At 58.8% G+C, this 21,216-nt stretch carries 19 protein-coding genes; 9 read left to right on the top strand and 10 right to left on the bottom strand.

Annotation, left to right across the window (positions count from 1 at the left end; translation table 11 throughout):
• Nucleotide 1: 1 nt before the first annotated feature.
• Nucleotides 2–898, bottom strand: coding sequence for a LysR substrate-binding domain-containing protein (locus GF108_RS18140; protein WP_153669699.1), 897 nt, complete (start codon nt 896–898; stop codon nt 2–4).
• A 141-nt stretch (nt 899–1,039) separates the two neighbouring features.
• On the opposite strand from GF108_RS18140, the gene GF108_RS18135 reads away from it, so the two are divergent.
• Genes GF108_RS18135 through GF108_RS18125 form a run of 3 tightly spaced genes read left to right on the top strand, consistent with a single transcriptional unit; the run spans nt 1,040 to nt 4,006 of the window.
• On the top strand, nt 1,040–2,290 hold the full coding sequence (locus GF108_RS18135; RefSeq protein ID WP_153669697.1) for an aromatic ring-hydroxylating dioxygenase subunit alpha: 1,251 nt from the start codon (nt 1,040–1,042) through the stop codon (nt 2,288–2,290).
• Nucleotides 2,291–2,292: 2 nt separating this feature from the next.
• Nucleotides 2,293–3,372: a hybrid-cluster NAD(P)-dependent oxidoreductase gene (locus tag GF108_RS18130; RefSeq protein ID WP_153669695.1), complete on the top strand. Its 1,080-nt coding sequence runs from the start codon at nt 2,293–2,295 to the stop codon at nt 3,370–3,372.
• A gap of 34 nt (nt 3,373–3,406) precedes the next feature.
• The gene (locus tag GF108_RS18125) at nt 3,407–4,006 is read left to right on the top strand and encodes a dimethylsulfoniopropionate lyase (protein WP_153669693.1); all 600 of its coding nucleotides are present in this window, start codon (nt 3,407–3,409) and stop codon (nt 4,004–4,006) included.
• 64 nt (nt 4,007–4,070) lie between these two features.
• On the opposite strand, the gene GF108_RS18120 is transcribed toward GF108_RS18125, so the two are convergent.
• Nucleotides 4,071–5,072: an ABC transporter substrate-binding protein gene (locus tag GF108_RS18120; protein ID WP_153669691.1), complete on the bottom strand. Its 1,002-nt coding sequence runs from the start codon at nt 5,070–5,072 to the stop codon at nt 4,071–4,073.
• 195 nt (nt 5,073–5,267) lie between these two features.
• Nucleotides 5,268–5,897 (bottom strand): TetR/AcrR family transcriptional regulator, encoded by a 630-nt coding sequence (locus GF108_RS18115; protein ID WP_027232055.1) that lies wholly within the window; start codon nt 5,895–5,897, stop codon nt 5,268–5,270.
• A 145-nt stretch (nt 5,898–6,042) separates the two neighbouring features.
• Between GF108_RS18115 and GF108_RS18110 the strand changes: the two genes are divergently transcribed.
• From GF108_RS18110 to GF108_RS18095, 4 genes are all read left to right on the top strand, one after another.
• The gene (locus GF108_RS18110; protein ID WP_153669689.1) at nt 6,043–8,079 is read left to right on the top strand and encodes an NADH:flavin oxidoreductase; all 2,037 of its coding nucleotides are present in this window, start codon (nt 6,043–6,045) and stop codon (nt 8,077–8,079) included.
• A 207-nt stretch (nt 8,080–8,286) separates the two neighbouring features.
• Nucleotides 8,287–8,496, top strand: coding sequence for a dodecin (locus GF108_RS18105; protein ID WP_153669687.1), 210 nt, complete (start codon nt 8,287–8,289; stop codon nt 8,494–8,496).
• A 151-nt stretch (nt 8,497–8,647) separates the two neighbouring features.
• A complete protein-coding gene (locus tag GF108_RS18100; protein WP_153669685.1) occupies nt 8,648–10,162 on the top strand; it encodes an FAD-dependent oxidoreductase in 1,515 nt (504 codons plus the stop codon).
• Nucleotides 10,163–10,203: 41 nt separating this feature from the next.
• Nucleotides 10,204–11,004, top strand: a complete 801-nt coding sequence (locus GF108_RS18095) for a class I SAM-dependent methyltransferase (protein ID WP_153669683.1) — start codon at nt 10,204–10,206, stop codon at nt 11,002–11,004.
• A 9-nt stretch (nt 11,005–11,013) separates the two neighbouring features.
• On the opposite strand, the gene GF108_RS18090 is transcribed toward GF108_RS18095, so the two are convergent.
• The 4 genes from GF108_RS18090 to ltnD all read right to left on the bottom strand — a co-directional run bounded on the left by GF108_RS18090 (nt 11,014) and on the right by ltnD (nt 14,764).
• Nucleotides 11,014–11,673 (bottom strand): dihydrofolate reductase family protein, encoded by a 660-nt coding sequence (locus tag GF108_RS18090; protein WP_153669681.1) that lies wholly within the window; start codon nt 11,671–11,673, stop codon nt 11,014–11,016.
• A gap of 82 nt (nt 11,674–11,755) precedes the next feature.
• A complete protein-coding gene (otnK, locus tag GF108_RS18085) occupies nt 11,756–13,036 on the bottom strand; it encodes a 3-oxo-tetronate kinase (RefSeq protein WP_153669678.1) in 1,281 nt (426 codons plus the stop codon).
• Nucleotides 13,033–13,815 (bottom strand): 2-oxo-tetronate isomerase, encoded by a 783-nt coding sequence (otnI, locus tag GF108_RS18080; protein ID WP_153669676.1) that lies wholly within the window; start codon nt 13,813–13,815, stop codon nt 13,033–13,035. The genes otnK and otnI overlap by 4 nt, the downstream gene beginning before the upstream one ends.
• 19 nt (nt 13,816–13,834) lie before the next feature.
• Complete coding sequence (gene ltnD, locus GF108_RS18075; protein WP_153669674.1) at nt 13,835–14,764, bottom strand: L-threonate dehydrogenase; 930 nt, start codon at nt 14,762–14,764, stop codon at nt 13,835–13,837.
• Nucleotides 14,765–14,918: 154 nt separating this feature from the next.
• Here ltnD and GF108_RS18070 point away from each other — a divergent pair, with 154 nt between their 5' ends.
• Nucleotides 14,919–15,917 (top strand): LacI family DNA-binding transcriptional regulator, encoded by a 999-nt coding sequence (locus tag GF108_RS18070; protein WP_153669672.1) that lies wholly within the window; start codon nt 14,919–14,921, stop codon nt 15,915–15,917.
• On the top strand, nt 15,917–16,600 hold the full coding sequence (locus GF108_RS18065; RefSeq protein ID WP_153669670.1) for an aldolase: 684 nt from the start codon (nt 15,917–15,919) through the stop codon (nt 16,598–16,600). The genes GF108_RS18070 and GF108_RS18065 overlap by 1 nt, the downstream gene beginning before the upstream one ends.
• 474 nt (nt 16,601–17,074) lie before the next feature.
• Here the strand turns inward: GF108_RS18065 and GF108_RS18060 are convergent, their stop codons facing one another.
• The 3 genes from GF108_RS18060 to GF108_RS18050 are packed head-to-tail and all read right to left on the bottom strand — an operon-like array spanning nt 17,075 to nt 21,152.
• The gene (locus GF108_RS18060; protein WP_153669668.1) at nt 17,075–18,568 is read right to left on the bottom strand and encodes an amidohydrolase family protein; all 1,494 of its coding nucleotides are present in this window, start codon (nt 18,566–18,568) and stop codon (nt 17,075–17,077) included.
• Nucleotides 18,558–19,754, bottom strand: coding sequence for an amidohydrolase family protein (locus GF108_RS18055; protein WP_153669666.1), 1,197 nt, complete (start codon nt 19,752–19,754; stop codon nt 18,558–18,560). Before GF108_RS18055 ends, GF108_RS18060 begins: the two co-directional genes overlap by 11 nt.
• Nucleotides 19,755–19,787: 33 nt before the next feature.
• Nucleotides 19,788–21,152 carry an amidohydrolase family protein gene (locus tag GF108_RS18050; protein WP_153669664.1) on the bottom strand — a complete coding sequence of 455 codons (1,365 nt, stop codon included), beginning with the start codon at nt 21,150–21,152 and terminating at the stop codon, nt 19,788–19,790.
• Nucleotides 21,153–21,216 lie beyond the last annotated feature (64 nt).

Below are 21,216 nucleotides of genomic sequence, written 5' to 3'. Positions count from 1 at the left end.
CTCACAGATTGCTTGCAATCCATTCAGCCGCGATCTCGCGAATTGGCATTCGCTTGGCTCGTTTCGGGACGAGCACATTGTACCGTCCTTCGGGTGTGACAACGAGATCGCCCAGGCGAACGAGCGATCCGTCTTGCAGAAAACCATTCACGAGGACGTTCCATCCAAGCATGATTCCCTGTCCAGCCCGCGCGGCCTGCAAAGCGTCCGCGTAATGATTGAATCGCAGGCTCGGTTTTGGAACATGCGCCTTGATACCAGCGCGTGAGAACCAGTCGCCCCACGAATACCAGGTTCTTTCGGAGACATCGTTTGCAATGAGGTCGGCGTTCGAATCGTAGAAGTGCCCGGGATTTTCGAGGCGCATTGCATATTCAGGCGAGCAGACAGGAAAAATCGTATCGGGCCTCGAAGCAATCACTTCCGCATCTTCGAATGGCGGAATTCCAAAGCGGATAGCCACATCGACTTCGCCAGATTCAAGTTGAATACGGGCATCCTGCGAAACCACGCGCATCTGTACCGAGGGAAACCGATGTCGAAATTCACTCAGCCGGGGCAGAAGCCAGAGTGTGGAGAAAGCAAGTGTGGCGCCGATCGTGACCGTCTCGGTGCGATTGCTTGATCTTACAAGGTCGACGCTTTCGCTGATCGCCGAGAAGCTGTTGGCGAGCGACGAAGCCAGCATGAGGCAATTCGATGTCGGCTCTATGGATCTGTGCTTGCGCACGAACAGCTTGGTTCCAAGATCCGCTTCGAGCGAGCTTATTTGCCTGCTGACCGCAGACTGCGTCACGCCGAGTTCAGCCGCTGCGAGCGTGATGCTTTTATGCCGGGACGCCGCCTCAAGGGCGACCAGTGCATTCAAAGAAGGAACGTTCTTTCGAAAGCCAGCCAAAGGGCACCTGTTGAAACGTCACGCCAATCGTCAGCCAGTGTCGGTTCTGCATGATATTTTCTCAAGCGAATTATGAATATTTCTGCCGTTGAAGGTTGTGTTGATCAAGAGGATTATTTTCAAAACCAGGAGAGATCGACCATGCTTCAGACGCGCACTGAAATTTCGACGCTGCTGGACAGCCGTCGCGCGGGATATTCGCTGCCCGCCGAGTTCTATGCCCGTCAGGATATTTTTGAAGCCGACATGGACGTCTTTTTCCGTCGCCATTGGATCTGTGTCGGGCTCGAGTGCGACGTGCCTGAACCGGGCGACGCTCAAGTCATCGATGTCGGACGGTCCAGCGTCATTCTTTTGCGCGATGACGACAACAAGATACAGGTCGTGCACAATGTCTGCAGGCACAGAGGCTCCCGCCTTCTCGACGCGGGATCGACCGTGATTTCAAAACTCGTCTGTCCCTATCACCAGTGGACTTACGAACTGACAGGCGAGCTCGTTCACGCCCCGCACATGGGTTCCGATTTTGACCGCTTATGTCACAACCTCAAGCCCGTACACTTCAAATCAATCGGCGGGCTGATTTATGTTTGTCTATCCGACAACCCGCCCGCCGATGTGCAGCGCCTCGCTGACACAATGGAAGAAAGACTGGCGCCCTACGACATCGGTAATGCCAAGGTGGCATACCAGTCAGAGGTCATCGAACGCGGCAACTGGAAACTGACGATCGAAAACAATCGCGAGTGCTACCATTGCTCGGCCAATCATCCTGAGCTTTGCGTCTCCTTCATCGACCTCGATTTCGGATTTGACCCGGCAAGTTTGAGCGAGGAGGACCGGGCCGAAGCTGAAGAACATCAGGCGCTTTATGAGGAGCGCACCCGTATCTGGGAGGAAGAGGGGCACAAATCGGCGGTCGTTGAAGGCGTTGTGAATTGCACCACGAACTTTCGAACGCAGCGCCTGATCATTGCCGGCGCCGGAGAATCCCAGACACCGGATGCAACCGCGGCTTCAAATATACTTTTAGGGTCCATGACACGGAAGGATCTGGGGGATACGCATCTATGGGGCCACAATTGCTGGCATCATTTCATGGGCGACCATGCGGTGATCTCGATGATCATTCCGTTGAGCCCCGATACCACGATGGTCAGAACAAAGTGGATCGTTCACAAGGATGCCGTCGAAGGCGTGGATTACGATATCGAGAAGCTGACCAGCGTGTGGGTCGCGACAACTGAACAGGATGCGGAACTGGTTGCCCGGGCGCATTCCGGTGTTCTCGATCCGGCCTACGAACCTGGCCCTTACTCCAGGTTCACCGAACAGCAGCTCGATAACTTTGCCACCTGGTATGTCGATCAGATGCGTGAGAACGGATACTGAATATGCTGTCTCCACTATCGTGCAGCCAGGACGACCTTTACTGGGATCCAGCGCTCAACCAAAGGATGACCTGCGCTGATATCCGCGACGAAACCCATGATGTAAAGACGTTCACCTTTGTGTGCAGCGAGAGGCGGTACTTCAATTTCAGCGCCGGGCAGTATTTCAGCTTCGAAGTCGAAACCGGCGGGATCGTTGAACGTCGTTGCTACAGCATATCGTCCTCGCCTTTGCGGCCGAGATCGATTTCAATCACCGTAAAGCGCGTCGAAGGTGGCCTTGTCTCGAATTGGCTGCACGACAATCTTGCTCCGGGAATGGAAATTCAGGCGCAAGGTCCGGTGGGCAACTTTAGGGTGCCGACTGAGTCGGAAGGCAAGTATCTGTTCCTGTCAGGCGGCTCCGGCATCACCCCTTTGATGTCGATTGTTCGGGCCTACGACGACGCGCATGTGTTTCCCGACATCGCTTTTCTGCACGCGGGAAGAACGCCGCAGGATTTCATCTTCCACGACGAGCTCGAATTCCGCGCCCGGACGATGCGGAATTTTCGATTGATGCTTCTACCGGAGAGGATGGGTAGCAAGCCCGGATTTGTAGGTGTGGTTGGAAGACTGTCGAAAGAATATCTCGGTTCCGCCGTGCCGGATCTTGCGGAGCGCTTCACCATGTGCTGCGGACCCGCGCCATTCATGGCGGCCGTCCGTGGAATATTGGGTGAACTTGGCGCCGATCCAACGCGGTACCTCGAGGAAAGCTTCGATCCCTTGTCCGATGACGTTGCAGTCGCTGCGGAAAGCGTTGGCGAGGCTATCGTCCCGAAATTCAAGGTGACATTTGCGCGGCAGGCAAAGGCAATCGAGGTTTCTGCAAGCCAATCGATATTGTCCGCGGCAAAGAAATCCGGCGTCCGTCTCCCTTCTTCCTGCGCAAGCGGAATTTGTGGAACGTGCAAGTCCAAGCTGGTCAGCGGCAAGGTCGACATGCAACATGGCGGCGGGATCCGTCAGCGCGAAATTGATGCCGGCATGTTCTTGCCATGCTGTTCAAAGCCGCTGACCGACCTTGTCGTGGACCGCTAGCTGCGGCTTGCTTCGCTTGAAGAGGGGTAATGCAATGAAGGGCCGCAACGAAGCTCTCCAGTCGTTCGTCGATGCCGCGTTCACAGCTTTCAATGAGTTTGCGCAAGGGCCGGAGTCGCGCCAATCGATCCAGAAGTTATTCTCAGCACTTGATACACCCGGGACGCCGGCGTCGCGCGCGGGAAGCAGGTTGCCCGCTTGCTCCAATCTGGACAGCGCACTTGGCGTCGATGCCGGGCACGCGTCCCTGGCCCGACTTGTCGATCGGTTCAGGCAGATCGAGCCGTCTGTCGAATGGCGTCGCCGTTCCAGCAACAAGACTGCGAGCGACAATTTTGTCGATGGCCATGCAAATGCGATGATTCTTGGTCCTGGCGGGCTCGAACAACGCACCGATATCTGGCTCGGCGCTACCTTGTTGGCGCCGAATGTGCGCTACCCGGACCATGACCATTCGCCCGAGGAGGTTTATCTCGTACTTTCGGAGGGTGAGTTCAGGCAGGGCGAGGGTGAGTGGTTTTCGCCCGGAATTGGCGGCTCGTTCTACAATGTGCCGAACATCAAGCACGCCATGCGGTCCCTCGACAAACCTCTCTTTGCATTCTGGGCCCTGTGTACGGACAAAGCAGCTTAATAGTCATATGCGTCGGCAGCAAACAAAGTGCGGTGAGCCTTGGCGCACCGCACTTCTGTAGATGTTAGAGGGAAGCTTCGATTTTCTTGGCGGCCTCCGGCGAGACCCATTTGGTCCACATGTCCTTGTTCTCCTTCAGGAAGTGCTTGGCGCCATCTTCGCCAGTCGCCTGATTGTCGGTCATCCAGGCCATGAGCTTGTTGACCGTCTCGTTGCTCCAGGAGCGCTTCGTGAGATAATCCAATACTGCCGGATCAACCTTTTCCGAGAAGGGCTTGGCCAGCAGGGTAACAATTTTGTCAATCGGCCATGCATTCGGCTTGGGGTCCGGGCAATCTGCGACCGTGTTGCAGCGCTTCCACTCCGCCGGGTCCGCCGGAGCGCCTGGCTCGAGCTTCACCATCGGGTATTTGCCGAGCAAAGCGGTCGGCGCCCAGTAGTAACCTACCCAACCCTGCTTGCGCTCATAGGCCTTGGCGATGGCGCCATCGAGACCAGCTGCCGAGCCAGTATCAACGAGCCTGAAGCCCGCTTTCTCGGCGTCAAAGGCCTTATAGAGCTGCGTTGTGACGAGTGTGCCGCCCCAACCGGACGGTCCGTTGAAGATTGCCCCCTTTGAAGCGTCCTCGGGATCGGGGAACAGTTCCGGATGTTTCAGCATGTCCGGTATTGTCTTGATATCCGGGTGGGCTTCGGCAAGGTATTTCGGAATCCACCAGCCCTGATTGCCGCCATCGGGAAGCGGCGAACCGACGGCTACTATCTTGCCCTCGTCCGTTCCCTTCTTGACGATTTCAGGGAGCAGATCGACCCATGCTTCGGGGGCGATATCCGGCTGTCCTTTTTCCGCCATGGACGTGATTGTCGGCACTGTATCACCGATGGTGATATCGGCCTGGCAACCATAGCCTTCGTTGAGGATGATCTTGTCGAGATTTGAAAGCACTTCGGCGCTCTGCCAATTCATGCTTGCGATTGTGATGCTGCCGCATTCGGCTGCGTTGGCAAAGGAGGCTCCACCCAGCAGGCCAAAAACCAGGCATGTTGATGCAAGTAGTTTTTTCATTGTCGTTCCCTTTGTGTGCGGACTTCAATTCTGAGCGGGTTGCCGCGAACTCCCGCCCGGCGACTGTCAGGGATTATCTCCCATCCTCACCGATAGCCTGATGCAGTCCAACTTGGCGGGGCGCTCATGTTTGGGATCGATCAATCGTTCGCGCCAATCCTGCCAATCCAATTATCTGCTCGCTTCGCCAAAGTGTCATGCGGGTTTATGGCCATGCCTTGCGAAAAAGCGGTCAAGCTCCCTCTGCTGCGGCACCTGGCCGGTATAAATTGCGATGTACTCGGGAATGCGCTTCATGCGGGTCCCGAGATCTTCTTCGGACTGCATCGAGATGTATCCGATCTGAACCAGGTACGTCGTTCGAGCGCGCACGTCGGCGGTTATTTCCGAATGGCCGAAACGAACGAACATTTGCTTCAGGGCCTCGAGGCGCGTCTGGTCGGCCAATTGCACCTCCGCCAGGATTTCCGGCGATTGCAATGCCCAACTGCGGACGGCGAACTCGAATTTCGCATCGAACAGGTCGAAATTGATCCAGCAGTCGAAGACGTTCAACATCGCTTCAACCAGCGACTCGGCATAGGCCTCGGACTGCTTGACCATATTGCCGGTATTTTTCTCGCGCCACTTTGCGACAAGCGCGGCAAGCAATTCCTCGCGGTCCTTGAAGAACCAGTAGAAACTGGTGCGCGAAAGGCCGAGCTTCTTGGCCAGTGGCAATATCTTCACGGAGTCGATGCCGGACTCGAGAAGTGAGGCATAGGCTGCGTCCAGCCATCCTTCCTGGGATCCTCGCCAACCGCTGTCGTTTACTGACTGCTCCATGAACTGAATCCTAGCAAAATGACAATTGTCACACAACCAAAATGTACAGCTATGTCGTAAAAATGGACGATGATGTTTCGAATATTGACACATATGTACATTGGGCATAGCGTCTGCGTTGATACATCCAGTTTGGAGACGGCTCATGTCGGACGATCCTCTTCTTCAGCCTTATCAGCTCAAGCATCTGACGCTGCGCAACCGCATCATCGTGACCTCGCACGAGCCGGCCTATCCGGAAGACGGCATGCCCAAGGAGCGGTATCTCGCCTATACGGTTGAGAGGGCAAAAGGGGGTATCGCACTTACCATGACGGCAGGCTCAGCGGCGGTGTCGCGGGACAGTCCTCCGGTGTTCAACAATCTCCTCGCCTACAAGGATGAAATCGTTCCCTGGATCAGGCGCATGAGCGACGCCGTGCATGAAGAGGGCGCAGCGATCATGATCCAGCTGACCCATCTCGGGCGCCGGACGCGCTGGGACAAAGGCGATTGGCTGCCCGTGGTCGCGCCATCGCATCACCGTGAAGCGGCTCACCGCGCCTTTCCGAAGAAATTGGAGGATTGGGACATTGAGCGCATCATAAAGGACTTTGCCGACGCCGCTGAACGCATGAAGGCCGGCGGAATGGACGGGGTGGAACTGGAGGCCTATGGCCATCTTATCGACCAGTTCACTTCGCCGCTCACTAATGAGCTGGAGGGTCCCTATGGGGGTTCGCTGGACAATCGGCTCCGCTTTTGTTTCGACGTGTTCAAGGCAATGCGCGAACGGGTTGGTGACGAGTTTATCCTTGGCGTGCGCTACACTGCAGATGAGAGTCTTCCCGGCGGGACAGGAAAGGCCGAGGGCCTCGAAATCTCCAGACGCCTTAAGGAAAGTGGCCTTGTCGACTATCTGAACGTCATACGCGGTCATATCGATACGGACGCCGGCCTGACGGACGTGATCCCTATTCAGGGCATGGCAAACGCGCCGCATCTCGATTTCGCAGGCGAGATTCGCGCTGCCACGAATTTTCCGGTGTTTCACGCGGCGAAGATTCCGGACGTCGCGACCGCCCGATACGCGATCGCGACGGGCAAGGTCGACATGGTCGGCATGACGCGAGCTCATATGACCGATCCACATATCGTGCGAAAGATCATCGAGAAGCGTGAGGACGACATTCGCCCTTGTGTGGGCGCCAACTATTGTCTCGACCGTATCTACCAAGGTGGAATGGCGTTCTGCGTCCACAACGCCGCGACGGGGCGTGAGGAGACTATGCCGCACATCGTCAAGCGAGCGGACGTCCGCAAAAAGGTCGTTATTGTCGGAGCGGGTCCTGCCGGTCTTGAAGCCGCGCGCGTGGCCGGCGAGCGTGGCCACGAGGTTGTCGTTCTCGAGGCTGCCGACGATCCGGGCGGCCAGGTCCGGCTGACCGCGCAAAGCGAGCGCCGCCGCGAAATGATAAGCATCATCGACTGGCGAATGAGCCAGTGTGAAAAGCTTGGAGTGATTTTCCGTTTCAACACCTGGGCGGAGGCCGAGACGATAGCGGCCGAAAAACCGGATGTGGTGATCATCGCAACCGGTGGCATGCCACATACGGAGGTTCTTTCCAGCGGCAATGACCTGGTCGTTTCCGCCTGGGATATCATCGCTGGCGATGCAAAGCCCGGCTCGAACGTGCTAATCTTTGACGATGCTGGCGACCACACCGGTCTCCAGGCCGCTGAGTTCCTGGCCAAGGCGGGTGCCAAAGTGGAAGTCATGACACCCGACCGCTCCTTTGCGCCGGAAGTCATGGCGATGAACCTCGTGCCTTATATGCGATCGCTTCAGAAGCTCGACGTGACGTTCACCGTGACGTATCGGCTGGAACGGGCCGAGAAGAGCGGCAACCAGATCATCGCTCATATCGGTAGCGACTACGGCGGTGTCGCCAAGCAACGCACCGTTGATCAGATCGTCATAAATCACGGGACCATTCCGCTTGACGAGCTTTATTTTGAGTTGAAGCCTGCCTCGAGTAATCTGGGGGAGGTCTCGCACGACCAGCTTCTCGCTGGCGAACCGCAGAGCGTCATGCGAAATCCGCAGGGCAATTTCCAATTGTTTCGCATCGGTGATGCAGTAGCAGCGCGAAATACCCACGCCGCGATCTACGACGCTTTGCGTATCGCAAAGGATATCTGAGCTTGTATTCGGCCAGACGCGCGCCTTGATCCAGGGGCGACGGTCTCTATCAGCATGCCATTCGGCGAGGTGATAGCGTGTCGGCTACAGGATATTGGCCTTCACTCGGAATGAACTTCACATTTGCGCCCGGTCGGCCCAGAATGTCGGTACTTTGAAATAAGAAGGTACCGAAAGCCGACACGAAAAGCGCAAGAGGAGGACCCTATGGGTGAGGATCACGTCTACAAGAAGATCGAACTCGTTGGCAGTTCAACCGATTCTGTCGATTCAGCGATCAAGAACGCCATCGCGCGTGCATCCAAGAGCGTGAGGCAACTCGACTGGTTTGAAGTCGATCAGATCCGTGGCCACATTCAGGATGGCGAGGTGGCCCGCTTTCAGGTTGTCCTCAAGGCAGGCTTCCGATTGGACTGAAGTGCGGCGTTGAGCGCGCGCCGGAATGTCACCATCATTTCGCACAGCCAGGGCGCATTTTCACCGTCGCTGAGCCGGGCGCTCAGTTGTCGAAGTGCGTCCATTGGCATTGGCTTAAAGGGGTTGATGTTCTTTAAAGAAGGAGACACCCATGGCTCAAGACCAGTCCCCGAGCGGCCCCGACCTGACGCAGGGTGTTCCCGTCATTGCCCTCGATGGAGGAAAGCTTCTCGGGCATGTCGGGGAAAAGGACATTCTCGTGGTGCGAACCGGGGATGAAATATTCGCCATTGATGCACAATGCAGCCACTATCATGGTCCGCTCGTCGATGGGCTGGTAGACGGAAGTACCGTTCGCTGCCCATGGCACCATGCCTGTTTTGACCTGCGCAGCGGGGAAGCCATCCGGGCGCCTGCGTTAAGCCCATTGTCGTGCTGGAAAGTCGAGCAACGCGACGGCAAGCTCTTTGTTCAGAGCAAACTGGAAAAGCAAGAAAAGTCCGCCGGACAGGACGTGCCTGCGAGAATTGTCATCATTGGTGGTGGCGCGGCGGGTTTTGCGGCGGCAGAAATGCTTCGGAGGCAGAATTATCAGGGCAGCATCGTCATGCTGAGCGCCGACACTGCCGGACCGGTGGATAGACCGAATCTGTCGAAGGATTATCTTGCTGGCAGCGCGCCGGAGGACTGGTTGCCGTTGCGATCGGATAAGTACTACAGCAAGGTGGGTATCGACCTTCGTCTGCAAACGGAAGCCACTGCGATCGACGTTGCCGCAAGGCAGGTAATCACCGCCCATGGCGACAAGGTGCCATATGATAGGCTGCTCCTGGCCACGGGGGCCGAGTCAGTGTGCTTGACCATACCCGGCGCCGATCAGCCCAACGTCCACACGTTGCGTACGCTCGACGATAGCCGCGCAATCATTGCAGCCACCGGGAGCGCCCGACGCGCCCTCGTTATAGGCGCCAGTTTTATCGGTCTCGAGGTTGCTGCAGCGCTCCGGGCACGCGATATCGAGGTCCATGTTGTCGCCCCTTCCAAACGGCCGATGGAACGGGTACTCGGCGCGGAGATGGGCGATTTCATCCGGGCCCTCCATGAAGAGCACGGCGTTATTTTCCACCTTGAAGATGCGGTCATTGCAATCGAGGGTTCAAAAGTCCGGCTGAAGAGCGGCGAACTGGATGAGATAGACCTTATCGTCGCCGGCATCGGGGTGCGACCCCGTCTTGCCCTCGCCGAGCGGGCCGGCCTCGCCATCGACAACGGCGTTGTGGTCGATACCTATCTCGAGACAACTGTCCCGGGGATTTATGCGGCAGGCGACATCGTGCGCTGGCCCGATCCGCATACCGGCCAAGCCATCCGTGTTGAACATTGGGTGGTAGCGGAACGTCAGGGACAGGTTGCTGCACTCAACATGCTGGGACAGCAGCAAAAGTTCGAAGCTGTGCCTTTCTTCTGGAGCCAGCATTATGACATCCCGATCAACTATGTAGGGCACGCCGAAAGCTGGGACGAGGTTTTCATCAGTGGCGACATAAGGGCGAAGGACTGCGCAGTTCAATACAAAAGCAACGGACTGGTGCTCGCCACGGTCACAATTTATCGGGACCTGGAGAGTCTGGACGCCGAAGTCCGGATGGAGCGTCAAAACGCTTGATCCGGGCCGGTATTTGCCGGTCGCATCTTGGGGAGGTTTCGATGACATCAAATTTTAACGTGCATGACGCAGCCGGCTATGAGCAGCTTATGGGCCGCTGGAGCCAGAAGCTTGCGCTTCAATTTATCGACTTTGCGGGACTGGCCGATGGGGAAAAGATTCTCGACGTTGGCTGTGGAACCGGCAGCCTGACATTCGCGCTGGCCCGGAACGCCAATCTCAGCGAGATAGCGGCGATTGATTTTTCCGAGGTCTTTGTGACGGAAGCGAACCGGCGCAATACGGATCCTCGCATCCATATCCAGCAGGCGGATGCTTGTGCCTTGCCCTTCAAGGATGCCGCGTTCGACCGTGCTATGGCGCTTCTTGTGCTGCACTTCGTGCCCGAAACCGCAAAGGCGGTGACCGAAATGCGCCGCGTGGTGCGTCCGGGGGGCGTCGTTGCGGCGACCGTCTGGGATCACCTCGGCGGCATGCCGGGCATGCGCATGATGATCGATACCGTGGCAGCGCTTAGCGACAGCGGACGCCAGTTGCGCAGCCGCTATTGCTTCCAGCCGATGATGCAGCCCGGCGAACTGAAGCAGACGTTCGTCGAACAGGGGCTTGTGGGCGTGACCGAGACCGAGCTCATGATCCGCATGGACTACCGCGACTTCGATGACTACTGGGCGCCGATTGCCGCGGGGGAGGGGCCGCTTGGCAAGTACGTCGCAGCCCTGGACAAGGCGGGCCGGGCGCGCACCGATGCCGCAGTGCGCGATGCCTACGAGGCGGGCCGGCCGGATGGCCCTCGTTCCTTTGCAAATGTTGCCTGGGCATGCCGGGGGCAGGTGGCCTGACGCGCTGATTCAGGTCAGGTTTTTGCGACGTCGAAGTTCGGCTTCCGTTGGCTGATCGAACTCGAAGGAACCGGTTCTGACCTCGCCGTCGCGAATGTATTTATTGATCGTTGTGCCGGTTCCGGACGTTATCGAACTGACGAGTTTCAGTGCAATAGGGGTGGCGCCTGATCCAAACAGCCGCTTGCCCTTGCCAAGTATGAGTGGAAATATCGAAACGTACATTTCGTCGACGAGATCATGCTTGAAGAGTGTTTGCAGGAAGTCGCTCGATCCCTGTGTTAAGAGATCCGGCCCTTCCTCGGCCTTCAGCTTTATGACCGCGGCGACAACATCCGGACCCAGACTCTGGCTGTTCTGCCACTCAAGCTTGAAATCCGCGTTACGGGTAGCCACGAATTTGGTGATGCGATCGAAGAGTGGCCCGATGGGATCGTCAGCGCCTGCATAGGGCCAATGGGCCGCAAAAATGTCGTAGGTCTTGCGGCCAAGCAGGAGATCGAAGGGCTTCGCAAACATTTCGCCCACCGCCTCGCCCATTTTCTCGTCGAAATACGGGGCAACCCATCCGCCATATTCGAACCCACCAACAGGGTCCTCCTCGGGCCCGCCCGGCGCCTGCATCACGCCATCGAGACTGACAAAAGCACCCACAATCACTTTTCGCATTCCGCTATCCTTCCTGGGAAGTTTCTATCCGCACCAAGGACGTCGGAGTGTGGGCGATGCCGACAGCGGTCGACAAATTATATCAACGCATCATGGCGAGTGCAGCTGGGAAGAAATCCTCGCCGCCGAAATTCCCCGATTTCAGGGCGAGGAGCATGTCGCCCTGTTTGTTGCCGATCGTTTTTAGGACCGGAACGCCGGGTGCGATCTCAGGGCCGATCAGGAAGGCAGGAATGGCGAGCCTGTCGACAGCCGCTCCCGATGTCTCGCCGCCGGCAATGACGAGACGGCGTACCCCGCGCGCGACAAGCTCGCCAGCAATGGTCGAGGTAGCCGCCTCGATGCCATGACCCGATGCTTCGCGCCCATAGCGTGATTGCAAGCGCGCGACCGTCTCCGGCTCGGCGCTGGCTGCGATAACAATCGGACCTGCTTGAATGCGATCGCCTGCCCAGGCAATTGCAGCCGCCACTTCTTCCGGCCCCGCAAGCAGGCGCTCCGGATCGAGGCGCAGCACCGGCATCGATTTCTCGGCCAATGCAAGTTGCTTGAGGGTCATCGCCGAGCAGCTGCCGGCGATGATTGCAGCAAGACCGCCGACCGCACCCGCCACCTCTGCTTCTGTATCCTTGCGATTCGACAACTGACCCGAGCGTGCCAAGGCGCGCGCCAGCCCCAGGCCAAGGCCAGACGCCCCGGTGGAAACACTGTTCTCCAGTGCGACTTCACCGAGAATCTCGAGATCTCGTTCGAAAACCGCATCGGCAATCGCAATAGTGACGCCCCGGCCGCGTAGTGCCATCAGCTTCTCCCGCACAGCACCCGGACCTTTTGCGACAGTTGGTAGATCGACAAGTCCAACGGTTCCGCGCGATTGCGCTTGCATGACGCGCACAAGATTGGCGTCATGCATCGGATTGAGTGGATGATCCTTGAGCGGGCTCTCGTTCAGCGGCTGGTCGCCGACAAAAAGATGACCGAGATAGACAGTGCGACGCGTCTCCGGAAAAGCCGGCGTGACCAAGACAGCCATCTGCATATCCGAGCCAATGAGCGTTTCCGTAACTGGTCCGATATTGCCGGCAGCCGTTGAATCGAACGTCGAGCAGATTTTATAGAGGACATGACACGCGCCGTGCCTGCGCAACCATATATCGGCGGCCGTCGCAGCTGCGATGGCTTCACTGGCCGGGACCGAGCGGATCTTCAATGCGACCACGACGGCATCGACATCAGGGAGATGGAGTGCTGGATCAGGGATTCCGACCGTCTGAACAGTCCGCAGGCCATTCTTCGTCAGCGTGTTGGCAAGGTCCGACGCTCCCGTATAGTCGTCTGCGATGCACCCCACCACCACCGTCATGGCAGGGTCCTTGCATAGGGCTTGAACCAGCCCAGTCCATCAAGGGTGGCGCCGCGTGGGTTGTACTCGCAGCCGACGAAACCTTGATAGCCCAACCGGTCGATTTCGTCGAACACCCAGGTGTAATTCAATTCTTCCCGCTCCGGTTCGTGGCGCGACGGGACGCTGGCGATCTGGATATGGCCGATCATCGCCATCAACTCGCGCAGTGCAACCGTTACGTCGCCATGCATGATCTGGCGGTGGTAGATGTCGAACTGCAGTTTGAGGTTTGGAAGTTCGAGCTCCTTGATGATTGCAACTGCGTTGTTGAAATCGTTGAGGAAATAACCGGGCATATTGCGCGCATTGATGGGTTCGAGCATCAGTTCGATGCCTTTTTCCGCCAGCCGTTCAGCCGTGTAAGTGACTGACTGCCCATAGCGTGATCGCGCTTCGGGCTCGGCCGGATCGGCGATGCCCGCCATCAGATGCAGTTTTTTTGCTCCCGTCGCCGCGGCGTATTCGAGTGCGCGATCGACGCCTGAACGCAACTCGTCGAACCGTCCGGGCAGCGCAGCAATGCCGCGTTCGCCCGCGGCCCAATCGCCCGGCGGCAGGTTGAACAGCGCCTGTTGCAACCTGTTGCGCTCGAGCCGCTCGGCCAGTGCTTCCGGCGCGGCGTCGTAGGGGAAAAGATATTCGACTGCACTGAAGCCTGCATCGGCTGCCGCATCGAAGCGATCGAGGAACGGCCATTCATTGAACATCATCGTCAGGTTGGCGGCAAATACGGGCATGCGTTCGATCCTGCAGAAATTACTTTGCCGCTGCCGGCAGGGTGGCGCCCGACAGCTGCGCGTAAAGGCGGGCAAGGGACGAGTCGTCGTCATGGCCCATGCCGGCACCAGAGGCGGCGAGATACATTTGTAACGCCGCCGCCGCCAACGGTACCGGATAGCGCTCCGCACGAGCCATGTCCTGGATGATACCAAGATCCTTCACGAAAATCTCGATGGCGCTGAGGGGGGTATAATCGCCGGCAAGCACATGCGGGACGCGATTTTCGAACATCCATGAATTGCCGGCAGATGCCGTGATGACCTCATAGACCTTGCCAAGGTCAAGGCCCTGCTTGGCAGCGAATGTGATGGCCTCACATGCGGCGGCAATATGAACCCCGGCGAGCAACTGGTTGATCATCTTGAATGCTGCGCCGGTTCCGGCTTCCTCGCCGAGCTCGTAGACTTTTGTGGCCATGGCATCGAGGGCAGGGCGCGCCGCTGCGAAAGCCTGTTTCGAGCCTGAGGCCATGATGGTCAGCTCACCCGACGCGGCCTTGCTTGCTCCGCCCGAGATCGGGGCGTCGAGGTAATGAAGGCCGAGCGCTTCGACCCGCTTTGCCAGACCGCGGGCAACGGCCGGATCCATTGTCGCCGACGAGACGAAAACTGCCCCTGGCCGCATTGCCTGGCCAACGCCTTCCGGCCCGAACAGAACCGACTCGGTTTGCACCGCATTCACCACGACTGAAACGACGATGTCGGCATCCTTTACCGCCTCCGCGAGGGTGCGCGCGCCAAGCCCGCCTTCGGCAATAAAACGTTCAACGGCCGTGGATTCGAGGTCGTATCCGGTGACGTCGAGGCCGGCGCGCTTCAAGGATCGCGCCATGCCAAAGCCCATCGATCCTAGGCCGATCACCGCAATCTTCGATGCTGCGTTTGCGTTGTCCGGCAGTGATACCATTGCGGTGCCTCCCTGGGCTCACGTCATAAATGCACGGTATTGCATTTTGGCAGCGCTGCCAATCGAAATTGGTAGCGCTGCCAAAATAACTTGATTAGTGCTGGAAAGACGGGAGAATGCACCAGTGCGGCGCGCGGCAATGGAACAGGGAAGCATGGAATTCAAGCAGCAGGAAGGTGTAACCCTGGCCGAAGTCGCCAAGGCGGCCGGCGTCGGCGAGAGCACAGTGTCACGTGTCCTGCGTAATCACGGCTCCTTTTCCACCAAGACAAGAGACCGTGTCCTGGCGGCGGTCCAGCACCTCGGTTATGTGCCAAATAGGATCGCCGGCACGCTGGCGTCGGCAGGCTCGCGGCTCGTGGCGTTCGTTATCCCATCGCTTTCGAACATCGTCTTCACGGATGTGCTGCGCGGCGCGAGTGCTACGCTCGAAGACTATGGCTATCAGGCAGTTTTCGCGGTGACGGACTATGATCCTGAGAAGGAGGAAGCATTGGTCGCCTCAATGCTTGCCTGGCGGCCGACAGCGGTGATGCTGGCGGGCTACGAGCATGCGGACGGCACTGTCAAGATGCTGCGCGCCGCGAAATGCCGCGTCGTCGAGGTGCTGGATATAGACGGTGTCGCCCTTGATCTCGCCGTGGGTTTATCCAATCACGCGGCCGGGCGGGAAAGCGCCAATTTCATGCTGCAGCGTGGCTATCGGCGTATCGGTTACGTCGGGCATGACCTTAACCGCGACACAAGGGCTGGCAAGCGCTTTGCGAGCTTTTGTGAGACGCTGGGCGCAGCTGGTGCTCCACTCGCCGACCGGCAGATTCATGCCGGGCCATCGTCCGTGGAAAATGGAAGGGCGGGGCTGGAACAACTGCTTGCACGAAGTCCCGACGTCGATGCTGTTTACTTTTCCAACGACGACATGGCACTCGGTGGCTACTTCCATTGTCTCTCGCACGGGATAACGGTGCCGGCCGACCTAGCGATCCTCGGCTATAATGGGCTCGATATTGGCCGTGCCACCCCGCAGCGGCTTTCGACCCTGCTCACCCCGCGCGTCACAATCGGCCAGGTGGCGGCGCAACTGGTGGTTGACGACGCACCGTCGCAGGTCATCGACCTCGGCTTTGAATTGATTGAAGGGGAAACAGCCTGATGTCCAATGCGCGCTTGCGGGAAGATATATGCCGATATGGCAGGTCGCTGTTCGAACGGGGGTTAACGCCGGGTTCCTCGGGGAACATTTCAGTGCGGCTCGATGATGGCGGTTGGCTGGTCACGCCGACCAATGCCTCGCTCGGGTTTCTCGATCCCGCGAGGCTGTCGCATCTTGACGCTGGCGGTCGACACGTTTCGGGCGATAAACCAACCAAGGAGATCCCGCTCCACAGTGCGCTCTACGAAACGCGTGGATCGGCGCGTTCTATCGTCCACCTTCATTCAACGAACGCTGTTGCACTGTCGATGCTTCCAGAGATCGACCCGCGCGCAGCATTGCCGCCGATGACGCCCTATTGTCTCATGCGCGCCGGTCAGATCGCGCTGCTACCCTATTATCGGCCGGGCGATCCGGCTGTTGCCGATGCAATACGTGGTCTTGCCGGCAAATATGCGTCGGTGCTTCTGTCTAATCATGGCCCGGTGGTTGCCGGCGACACTCTCGAGGCCGCGGTTTTCGCCACCGAGGAACTTGAGGAGGGCGCCAAGCTTTACCTCATGCTGAGGAACCTAAATCCGCGCTACCTGACCCCGGCGCAAGTTAAAGACCTCGTGCGGGAGTTCAATCTGGACTTGCCGATTGTCGACGACCACGGGCACCCGCACGATCCTGCCCATTGATTTCCAGGCACGCCGCCTGGCGGTGCGGATTGCCGCCGCCCCTAGGGATTCTCGCCCGGCAGCAAGAATCGCCCACGCACGGACTTTCCTTCAACCCTCACGGTAGCGGTTTCTCCGGGCGCGGTGCCCGCGCTCCTGGCAGCCGTACATACCTCTACGGTGATCCGATGAAAGCCGTCCCGGCCTGAAGAGATTTTGGGAAGCAGGCCACCGAGTGTGGATGACTCCGCCGCCCAACCGCACTCGTCGAATATGGAGTTGCGCAGCGAGGTGCTCGCGAGATTGGTATCCATTCCGGGGGTTGTGCACGAAGACGCGAAGACAAGCGCGGCGGTCATCACAACGTAGCAGGCAAATCTCATTTCGGCACTCCCGGAATCGAGTTGATGTTTTGCTAACTATCATCTTTATCCGTGAGTTGCGACCTCTGGTGGTAGCCTTGAGTGGCCAATCCCCAGCGGAAAAATCTGGTTGTTACTCTTTCGCAACTCCGGTTGAACGAATGGCTGGATAAGAGGGCGGAAAGATCGCCTCGACCGGTGGATGGCTCCAGGTCCGTTCCGGATAGCGCGCAACCAGACATTCAAACTGGCGTTGGGCTCGTCCATGCGACGCTTCGAAGTCGAAGCCCGGTATGATGCCATTTTGCATGACCGTCCGCCCATCGATGACGACGGTGTCGACATCGCGGCCGCTTGCCGAAGTCATGAGTCCGGCGATCGGATCCGTTATTTGACCGAGATGATCCGCCCCAAGGTTGAAGACGACAATGTCGGCCTTAGCCCCCTTGCACAAACGTCCGAGGTCGCTTCGGCCGAGCGCATCGGCGCCTCCGGTTGTCGCCGCATCGTAAAGATCCGTGGATGCGGGGCGCGTCGTATCGCCGGACATCACGCGTCCGAGCATGAGTCCGACCTGCATGTTGAGTACCATGTCGGGCGGCCAGGTATCTGTGCCCATGCCGATACGCAATCCGGCGCGGCGCAGGTCGGAAAAATTGTCGAGTGCCACCCCATGACGAGCCATCACGATCGGACAATGAACAAGCGTCGCGCCGGACGCTGCGATGAGGTCAAGGTCCGCGCGCTCGGCGTCCGTCCCATGCGGCAAGAGTACCTTCTCACCAAGGAATCCGATGCTTTGCAGCCAACGCGCCGAGGTTGTGCCGAAGCGCTCGCGCATAGTGTTGACCTCGAATTCCGACTGGCAGCAATGCAGGCGCAGGGGCACGTCGAGGTTGCGTGCAGCGACCGCCGCGCTCCGCAACAAGCCCTCCGTCCAGAACTCGATCCGGTCCGGTGCCAGCATCGTGCGAACGAGGCCGCCATGGCGCCCCTCATGTTCCTGGCAGAATGCAATAGCCTGCTGAAGACCCTCGGCCCCCCGCGTTTCATCGATCTCGACGACGATACTGCCGTCATCCTCGACAACTGAATGCCCGGCCCGGAAAGCAGGCCCGAGATAGACGCGCAATCCCAGTTCTCCGGCGCTGTTGGCTGCGGATGCAAATTCATCGGTCGTCTCGTTCCAGGCGCGATAGAACAGCGAAGCGATGGGCAATGCGGTGGTGATGCCGTTGCGGATGAGTTGCGCAAAGGCATAGCGTTTCTGGAATGCCAGTTCGTCCGGATCGAGCATCTCCACCGGCCCGGCGTTAACGTAGTCGCGCGGCCAAACCCGGCCCTTCTTCCAGCCCGGCTGGTGATCGAGGCCGAGGACGCCGGTGTCGAGGTCGGAAAGCGCATCGAGGTCGATGAAGCCAGGTCCGATGAGCGCCATGCCATAATCGATGCGCCGGCTCACGGGCCCGGCATAGTGCTGGCCCACGAAGATGATCTCGTTCCCATCATAGACGACCTCACCGTTTTCATAGAGGACGTGCCGCCCGTCAGCGTGACCGACGATCCAGCGCGCCGTCAAGAGCACCGGACCTTCTGAGCCCTGGTTCTTTTCCGGTTCAATCGACATGCGGCAGGTCCTCGCTCAATTGACCGTTGCGCACGAGGATACGACCACCGCGAATGACAGTGCGCTCATGTGGGGTGAGGGCAACAGCCTCAGCCAGCGTTTGAGCCCCCACGAGAACGAGATCGCCGTGACAACCGGGTGCGAGGCCGTAGTCGTGCAGTCCGATGCCGGTCGCGCCGCCAAACGTGCAGACGTCCACGGCTGCCTCGAGATCAGCGTCTGCGGTCATGCCGTTGCGCTGGGCAAGGAACTTGGCCCGTTCCAGCATGTCGCCGCTGCCCCAGGGTTCCCACGTCCCTTGAATGCCGTCAGATCCCGAGGCGACAATCACGCCCGACTGGCGCAGCAGCTTCAGTGGCAGTGCAGGCGCAGAGGGGCTGCCGACGGTCATGACGGCAATCTTTTCCGCAGCGAGCGCATCGATCAGCGTTCCCTGCCGCTTCGCATCGAGCGTGCCGAGACAGTAGGCGTGACTGGCCATCACCCGGCCTTGCAGGCCAAGCGCGCGCGTCCGCTCAATGATGAGTTCGAGGCAGAATGCGCCAAGCTCACCCGGCTCATGCAAGTGGATGTCGATCGGTTTGCTGTGACGATCGGCAAGCGCAAAAATTGCATCGAGATGGCGCACCGGATCGCGGTCGATCGATGCCGGATCGATGCCGCCGACGATATCGGCACCGGCCTTGAGCGCCTCTTCCATCAGCGCCAATGTGCCGGGGCGGACCAGCATGCCGCTTTGCGGAAACGCCACGATCTGTACATCGACAAGACCTGCAAAGGCCGCGCGCGTTGCTACGAGGCCCTGGACGTTGGCGATGCCGATCTCCGTGTCCACATCGACATGGGTGCGAATATGGGTAACGCCGAAGGGCAGTGTCTGCATGATCTGGCGGGCGGATTGCCGTTGTGCGTCAATGCCCAGCTCACGCTTGGCCTTGCGGTCGGCAAGGATACGGTCGTTGCGCGTCGGGCCTACCTCGTTACGATACCAGTCCATGCCGATCAGCGTCTTGTCGAGATGCGTGTGGGCTTCAACCAGTCCTGGAAGGGCGATTTGTCCGCCGGCGTCGATTGCATCCGTGCCATTGGGTGCGGTAGCCTCGAAAAAGCGACCGTCGCGGATGAAAAGGTCGGTTGGCGCACCGCCGAGCGGGCGCACGTTGCGAATGATAAGGTCAGTGGTCATCAGTAACTCCAGCTAAATCGAAGGCGGTCACGGTCAGAGCGCAGGCAAGCGCGCGATCATCCGATGAAACGCGGTTTCGGCTCGCTCCAGAATGGCATTCTCATCTTGATCGACCAGTTTGCGTCCACGCATAAGGACGCGTCCACCGACAATCGTCGTATCGACGTCAGCGCCATTGGCGAAGCGGGCAAGCCGCTGCACCGGGTTGACCGGCGGCCACAAATGCGGCTGGCGCATATTCACGAGAATGATATCGGCGCGCTTTCCGACCTCTATCGAACCAATTTCGTTTTCCATCGAGAGTGCGCGCGCGCCTTCGATCGTTGCCATTGCAAGAAGTTGCTTGGGCGGCAGCACCGCATCATCACGCAAGTGACGCGCATGGTAACGATGCGCCTGAAACATGTTGCGGAACATATCGAATGGACGGTCGGGCGCGGCGGCATCGGTGCCTAGCGAAACGGTGACGCCGTGTTCCATCAATTCCGGTGCGGGACAGCGTCCCGATACCGACATCAGCGCGCTTGGATTGTGTGCGACTTTCGCCCCGGTTTGCTTCAGGACCGCGATGTCTGCCTCGGTCAGCTCGATGCAGTGCGCGAGCAGTGAATGTCCGTCGAAGAGATCGAGGCGCGTGGCGTTGGCTGCGATTGAGCCCTCGCGGTGCCCGTCCTGAACCAGCAAAACGCCTTTTTCGCGCGCCATGTCGCGCGCATCCGCCGAAATCTTGTATACGGATTCGTCTTCAAGTTCGCTGGCAGTGAACACCGGCAGGGAAATCGCCAGGCGAAGCAAATCGCGGCGCCCGGCCCATGCGTCGATGAGGCGACCGCAGACTGCCAATTGCTCCGACGGCGATACCGCAATTTCCCGGCCAGTGCCACCCGCGTAATCGGTATACACGTGTCGGGACGTTGGTCGGTTCGGGCCAACAGCCAAGATCTCGCGCACGCCCATGTCGGCGACCGCCGCCAGATGGGCCTCCGCAGCCTCAGGGCCTTCCGTGCGCATGATATCTGGACCACCGCCAAAGAGCAGCGCTGCGGTCGTCGTGCCGCATTTTATGCGCTCCAGCGCGGAAAGGCATGCTTCTGCGGCCCAGAATTCCGTATCCACGGCGCTGGCATAGATACGGCCCGTGACGTTCATCCACTGTTCCGAATCGTCGCCAAGGCCCTTGGTCAAGGTGTGTCCGGCATGCGCGTGCGTGTCGATCAGGCCGGGCATCACGACCATTCCGCGCGCATCGATGCGTTCGGCGTCGACATCTACAACCTGTCCATTGCAAACTGATGTAATAATACCGTTCTCGATCAGAACGCTGCCGCCTTCGATGATGCGGCTACCGCCATCCATGGTGACGATGACGCCGTTCTCGATGAGCAATGCATTGGCCATTCTATTCGGCTCCCCAATGTTGAAGTGCATGTCGGTGACATCAAATCAGCGAAAAGTTAAATTG

Source organism: Phyllobacterium sp. SYP-B3895, from assembly GCF_009647635.1.
GTDB classification, from domain to species: Bacteria; Pseudomonadota; Alphaproteobacteria; order Rhizobiales; family Rhizobiaceae; genus Phyllobacterium; species Phyllobacterium pellucidum.
The sequence above is the reverse complement of the archived record's forward strand: the minus strand, read 5'-3'. Positions and strand labels throughout refer to the sequence as shown.

What these genes read in the sequence shown, in the direction of transcription:
- GF108_RS18135 (WP_153669697.1), top strand. Translation starts at nt 1,040, where the DNA reads ATGCTTCAGACGCGCACTGAAATTTCGACGCTGCTGGACAGCCGTCGC.
- GF108_RS18130 (WP_153669695.1), top strand. Translation starts at nt 2,293, where the DNA reads ATGCTGTCTCCACTATCGTGCAGCCAGGACGACCTTTACTGGGATCCA.
- GF108_RS18125 (WP_153669693.1), top strand. Translation starts at nt 3,407, where the DNA reads ATGAAGGGCCGCAACGAAGCTCTCCAGTCGTTCGTCGATGCCGCGTTC.
- GF108_RS18120 (WP_153669691.1), bottom strand. Translation starts at nt 5,072, where the DNA reads ATGAAAAAACTACTTGCATCAACATGCCTGGTTTTTGGCCTGCTGGGT.
- GF108_RS18115 (WP_027232055.1), bottom strand. Translation starts at nt 5,897, where the DNA reads ATGGAGCAGTCAGTAAACGACAGCGGTTGGCGAGGATCCCAGGAAGGA.
- GF108_RS18110 (WP_153669689.1), top strand. Translation starts at nt 6,043, where the DNA reads ATGTCGGACGATCCTCTTCTTCAGCCTTATCAGCTCAAGCATCTGACG.
- GF108_RS18105 (WP_153669687.1), top strand. Translation starts at nt 8,287, where the DNA reads ATGGGTGAGGATCACGTCTACAAGAAGATCGAACTCGTTGGCAGTTCA.
- GF108_RS18100 (WP_153669685.1), top strand. Translation starts at nt 8,648, where the DNA reads ATGGCTCAAGACCAGTCCCCGAGCGGCCCCGACCTGACGCAGGGTGTT.
- GF108_RS18095 (WP_153669683.1), top strand. Translation starts at nt 10,204, where the DNA reads ATGACATCAAATTTTAACGTGCATGACGCAGCCGGCTATGAGCAGCTT.
- GF108_RS18090 (WP_153669681.1), bottom strand. Translation starts at nt 11,673, where the DNA reads ATGCGAAAAGTGATTGTGGGTGCTTTTGTCAGTCTCGATGGCGTGATG.
- otnK (WP_153669678.1), bottom strand. Translation starts at nt 13,036, where the DNA reads ATGACGGTGGTGGTGGGGTGCATCGCAGACGACTATACGGGAGCGTCG.
- otnI (WP_153669676.1), bottom strand. Translation starts at nt 13,815, where the DNA reads ATGCCCGTATTTGCCGCCAACCTGACGATGATGTTCAATGAATGGCCG.
- ltnD (WP_153669674.1), bottom strand. Translation starts at nt 14,764, where the DNA reads ATGGTATCACTGCCGGACAACGCAAACGCAGCATCGAAGATTGCGGTG.
- GF108_RS18070 (WP_153669672.1), top strand. Translation starts at nt 14,919, where the DNA reads ATGGAATTCAAGCAGCAGGAAGGTGTAACCCTGGCCGAAGTCGCCAAG.
- GF108_RS18065 (WP_153669670.1), top strand. Translation starts at nt 15,917, where the DNA reads ATGTCCAATGCGCGCTTGCGGGAAGATATATGCCGATATGGCAGGTCG.
- GF108_RS18060 (WP_153669668.1), bottom strand. Translation starts at nt 18,568, where the DNA reads ATGTCGATTGAACCGGAAAAGAACCAGGGCTCAGAAGGTCCGGTGCTC.
- GF108_RS18055 (WP_153669666.1), bottom strand. Translation starts at nt 19,754, where the DNA reads ATGACCACTGACCTTATCATTCGCAACGTGCGCCCGCTCGGCGGTGCG.
- GF108_RS18050 (WP_153669664.1), bottom strand. Translation starts at nt 21,152, where the DNA reads ATGGCCAATGCATTGCTCATCGAGAACGGCGTCATCGTCACCATGGAT.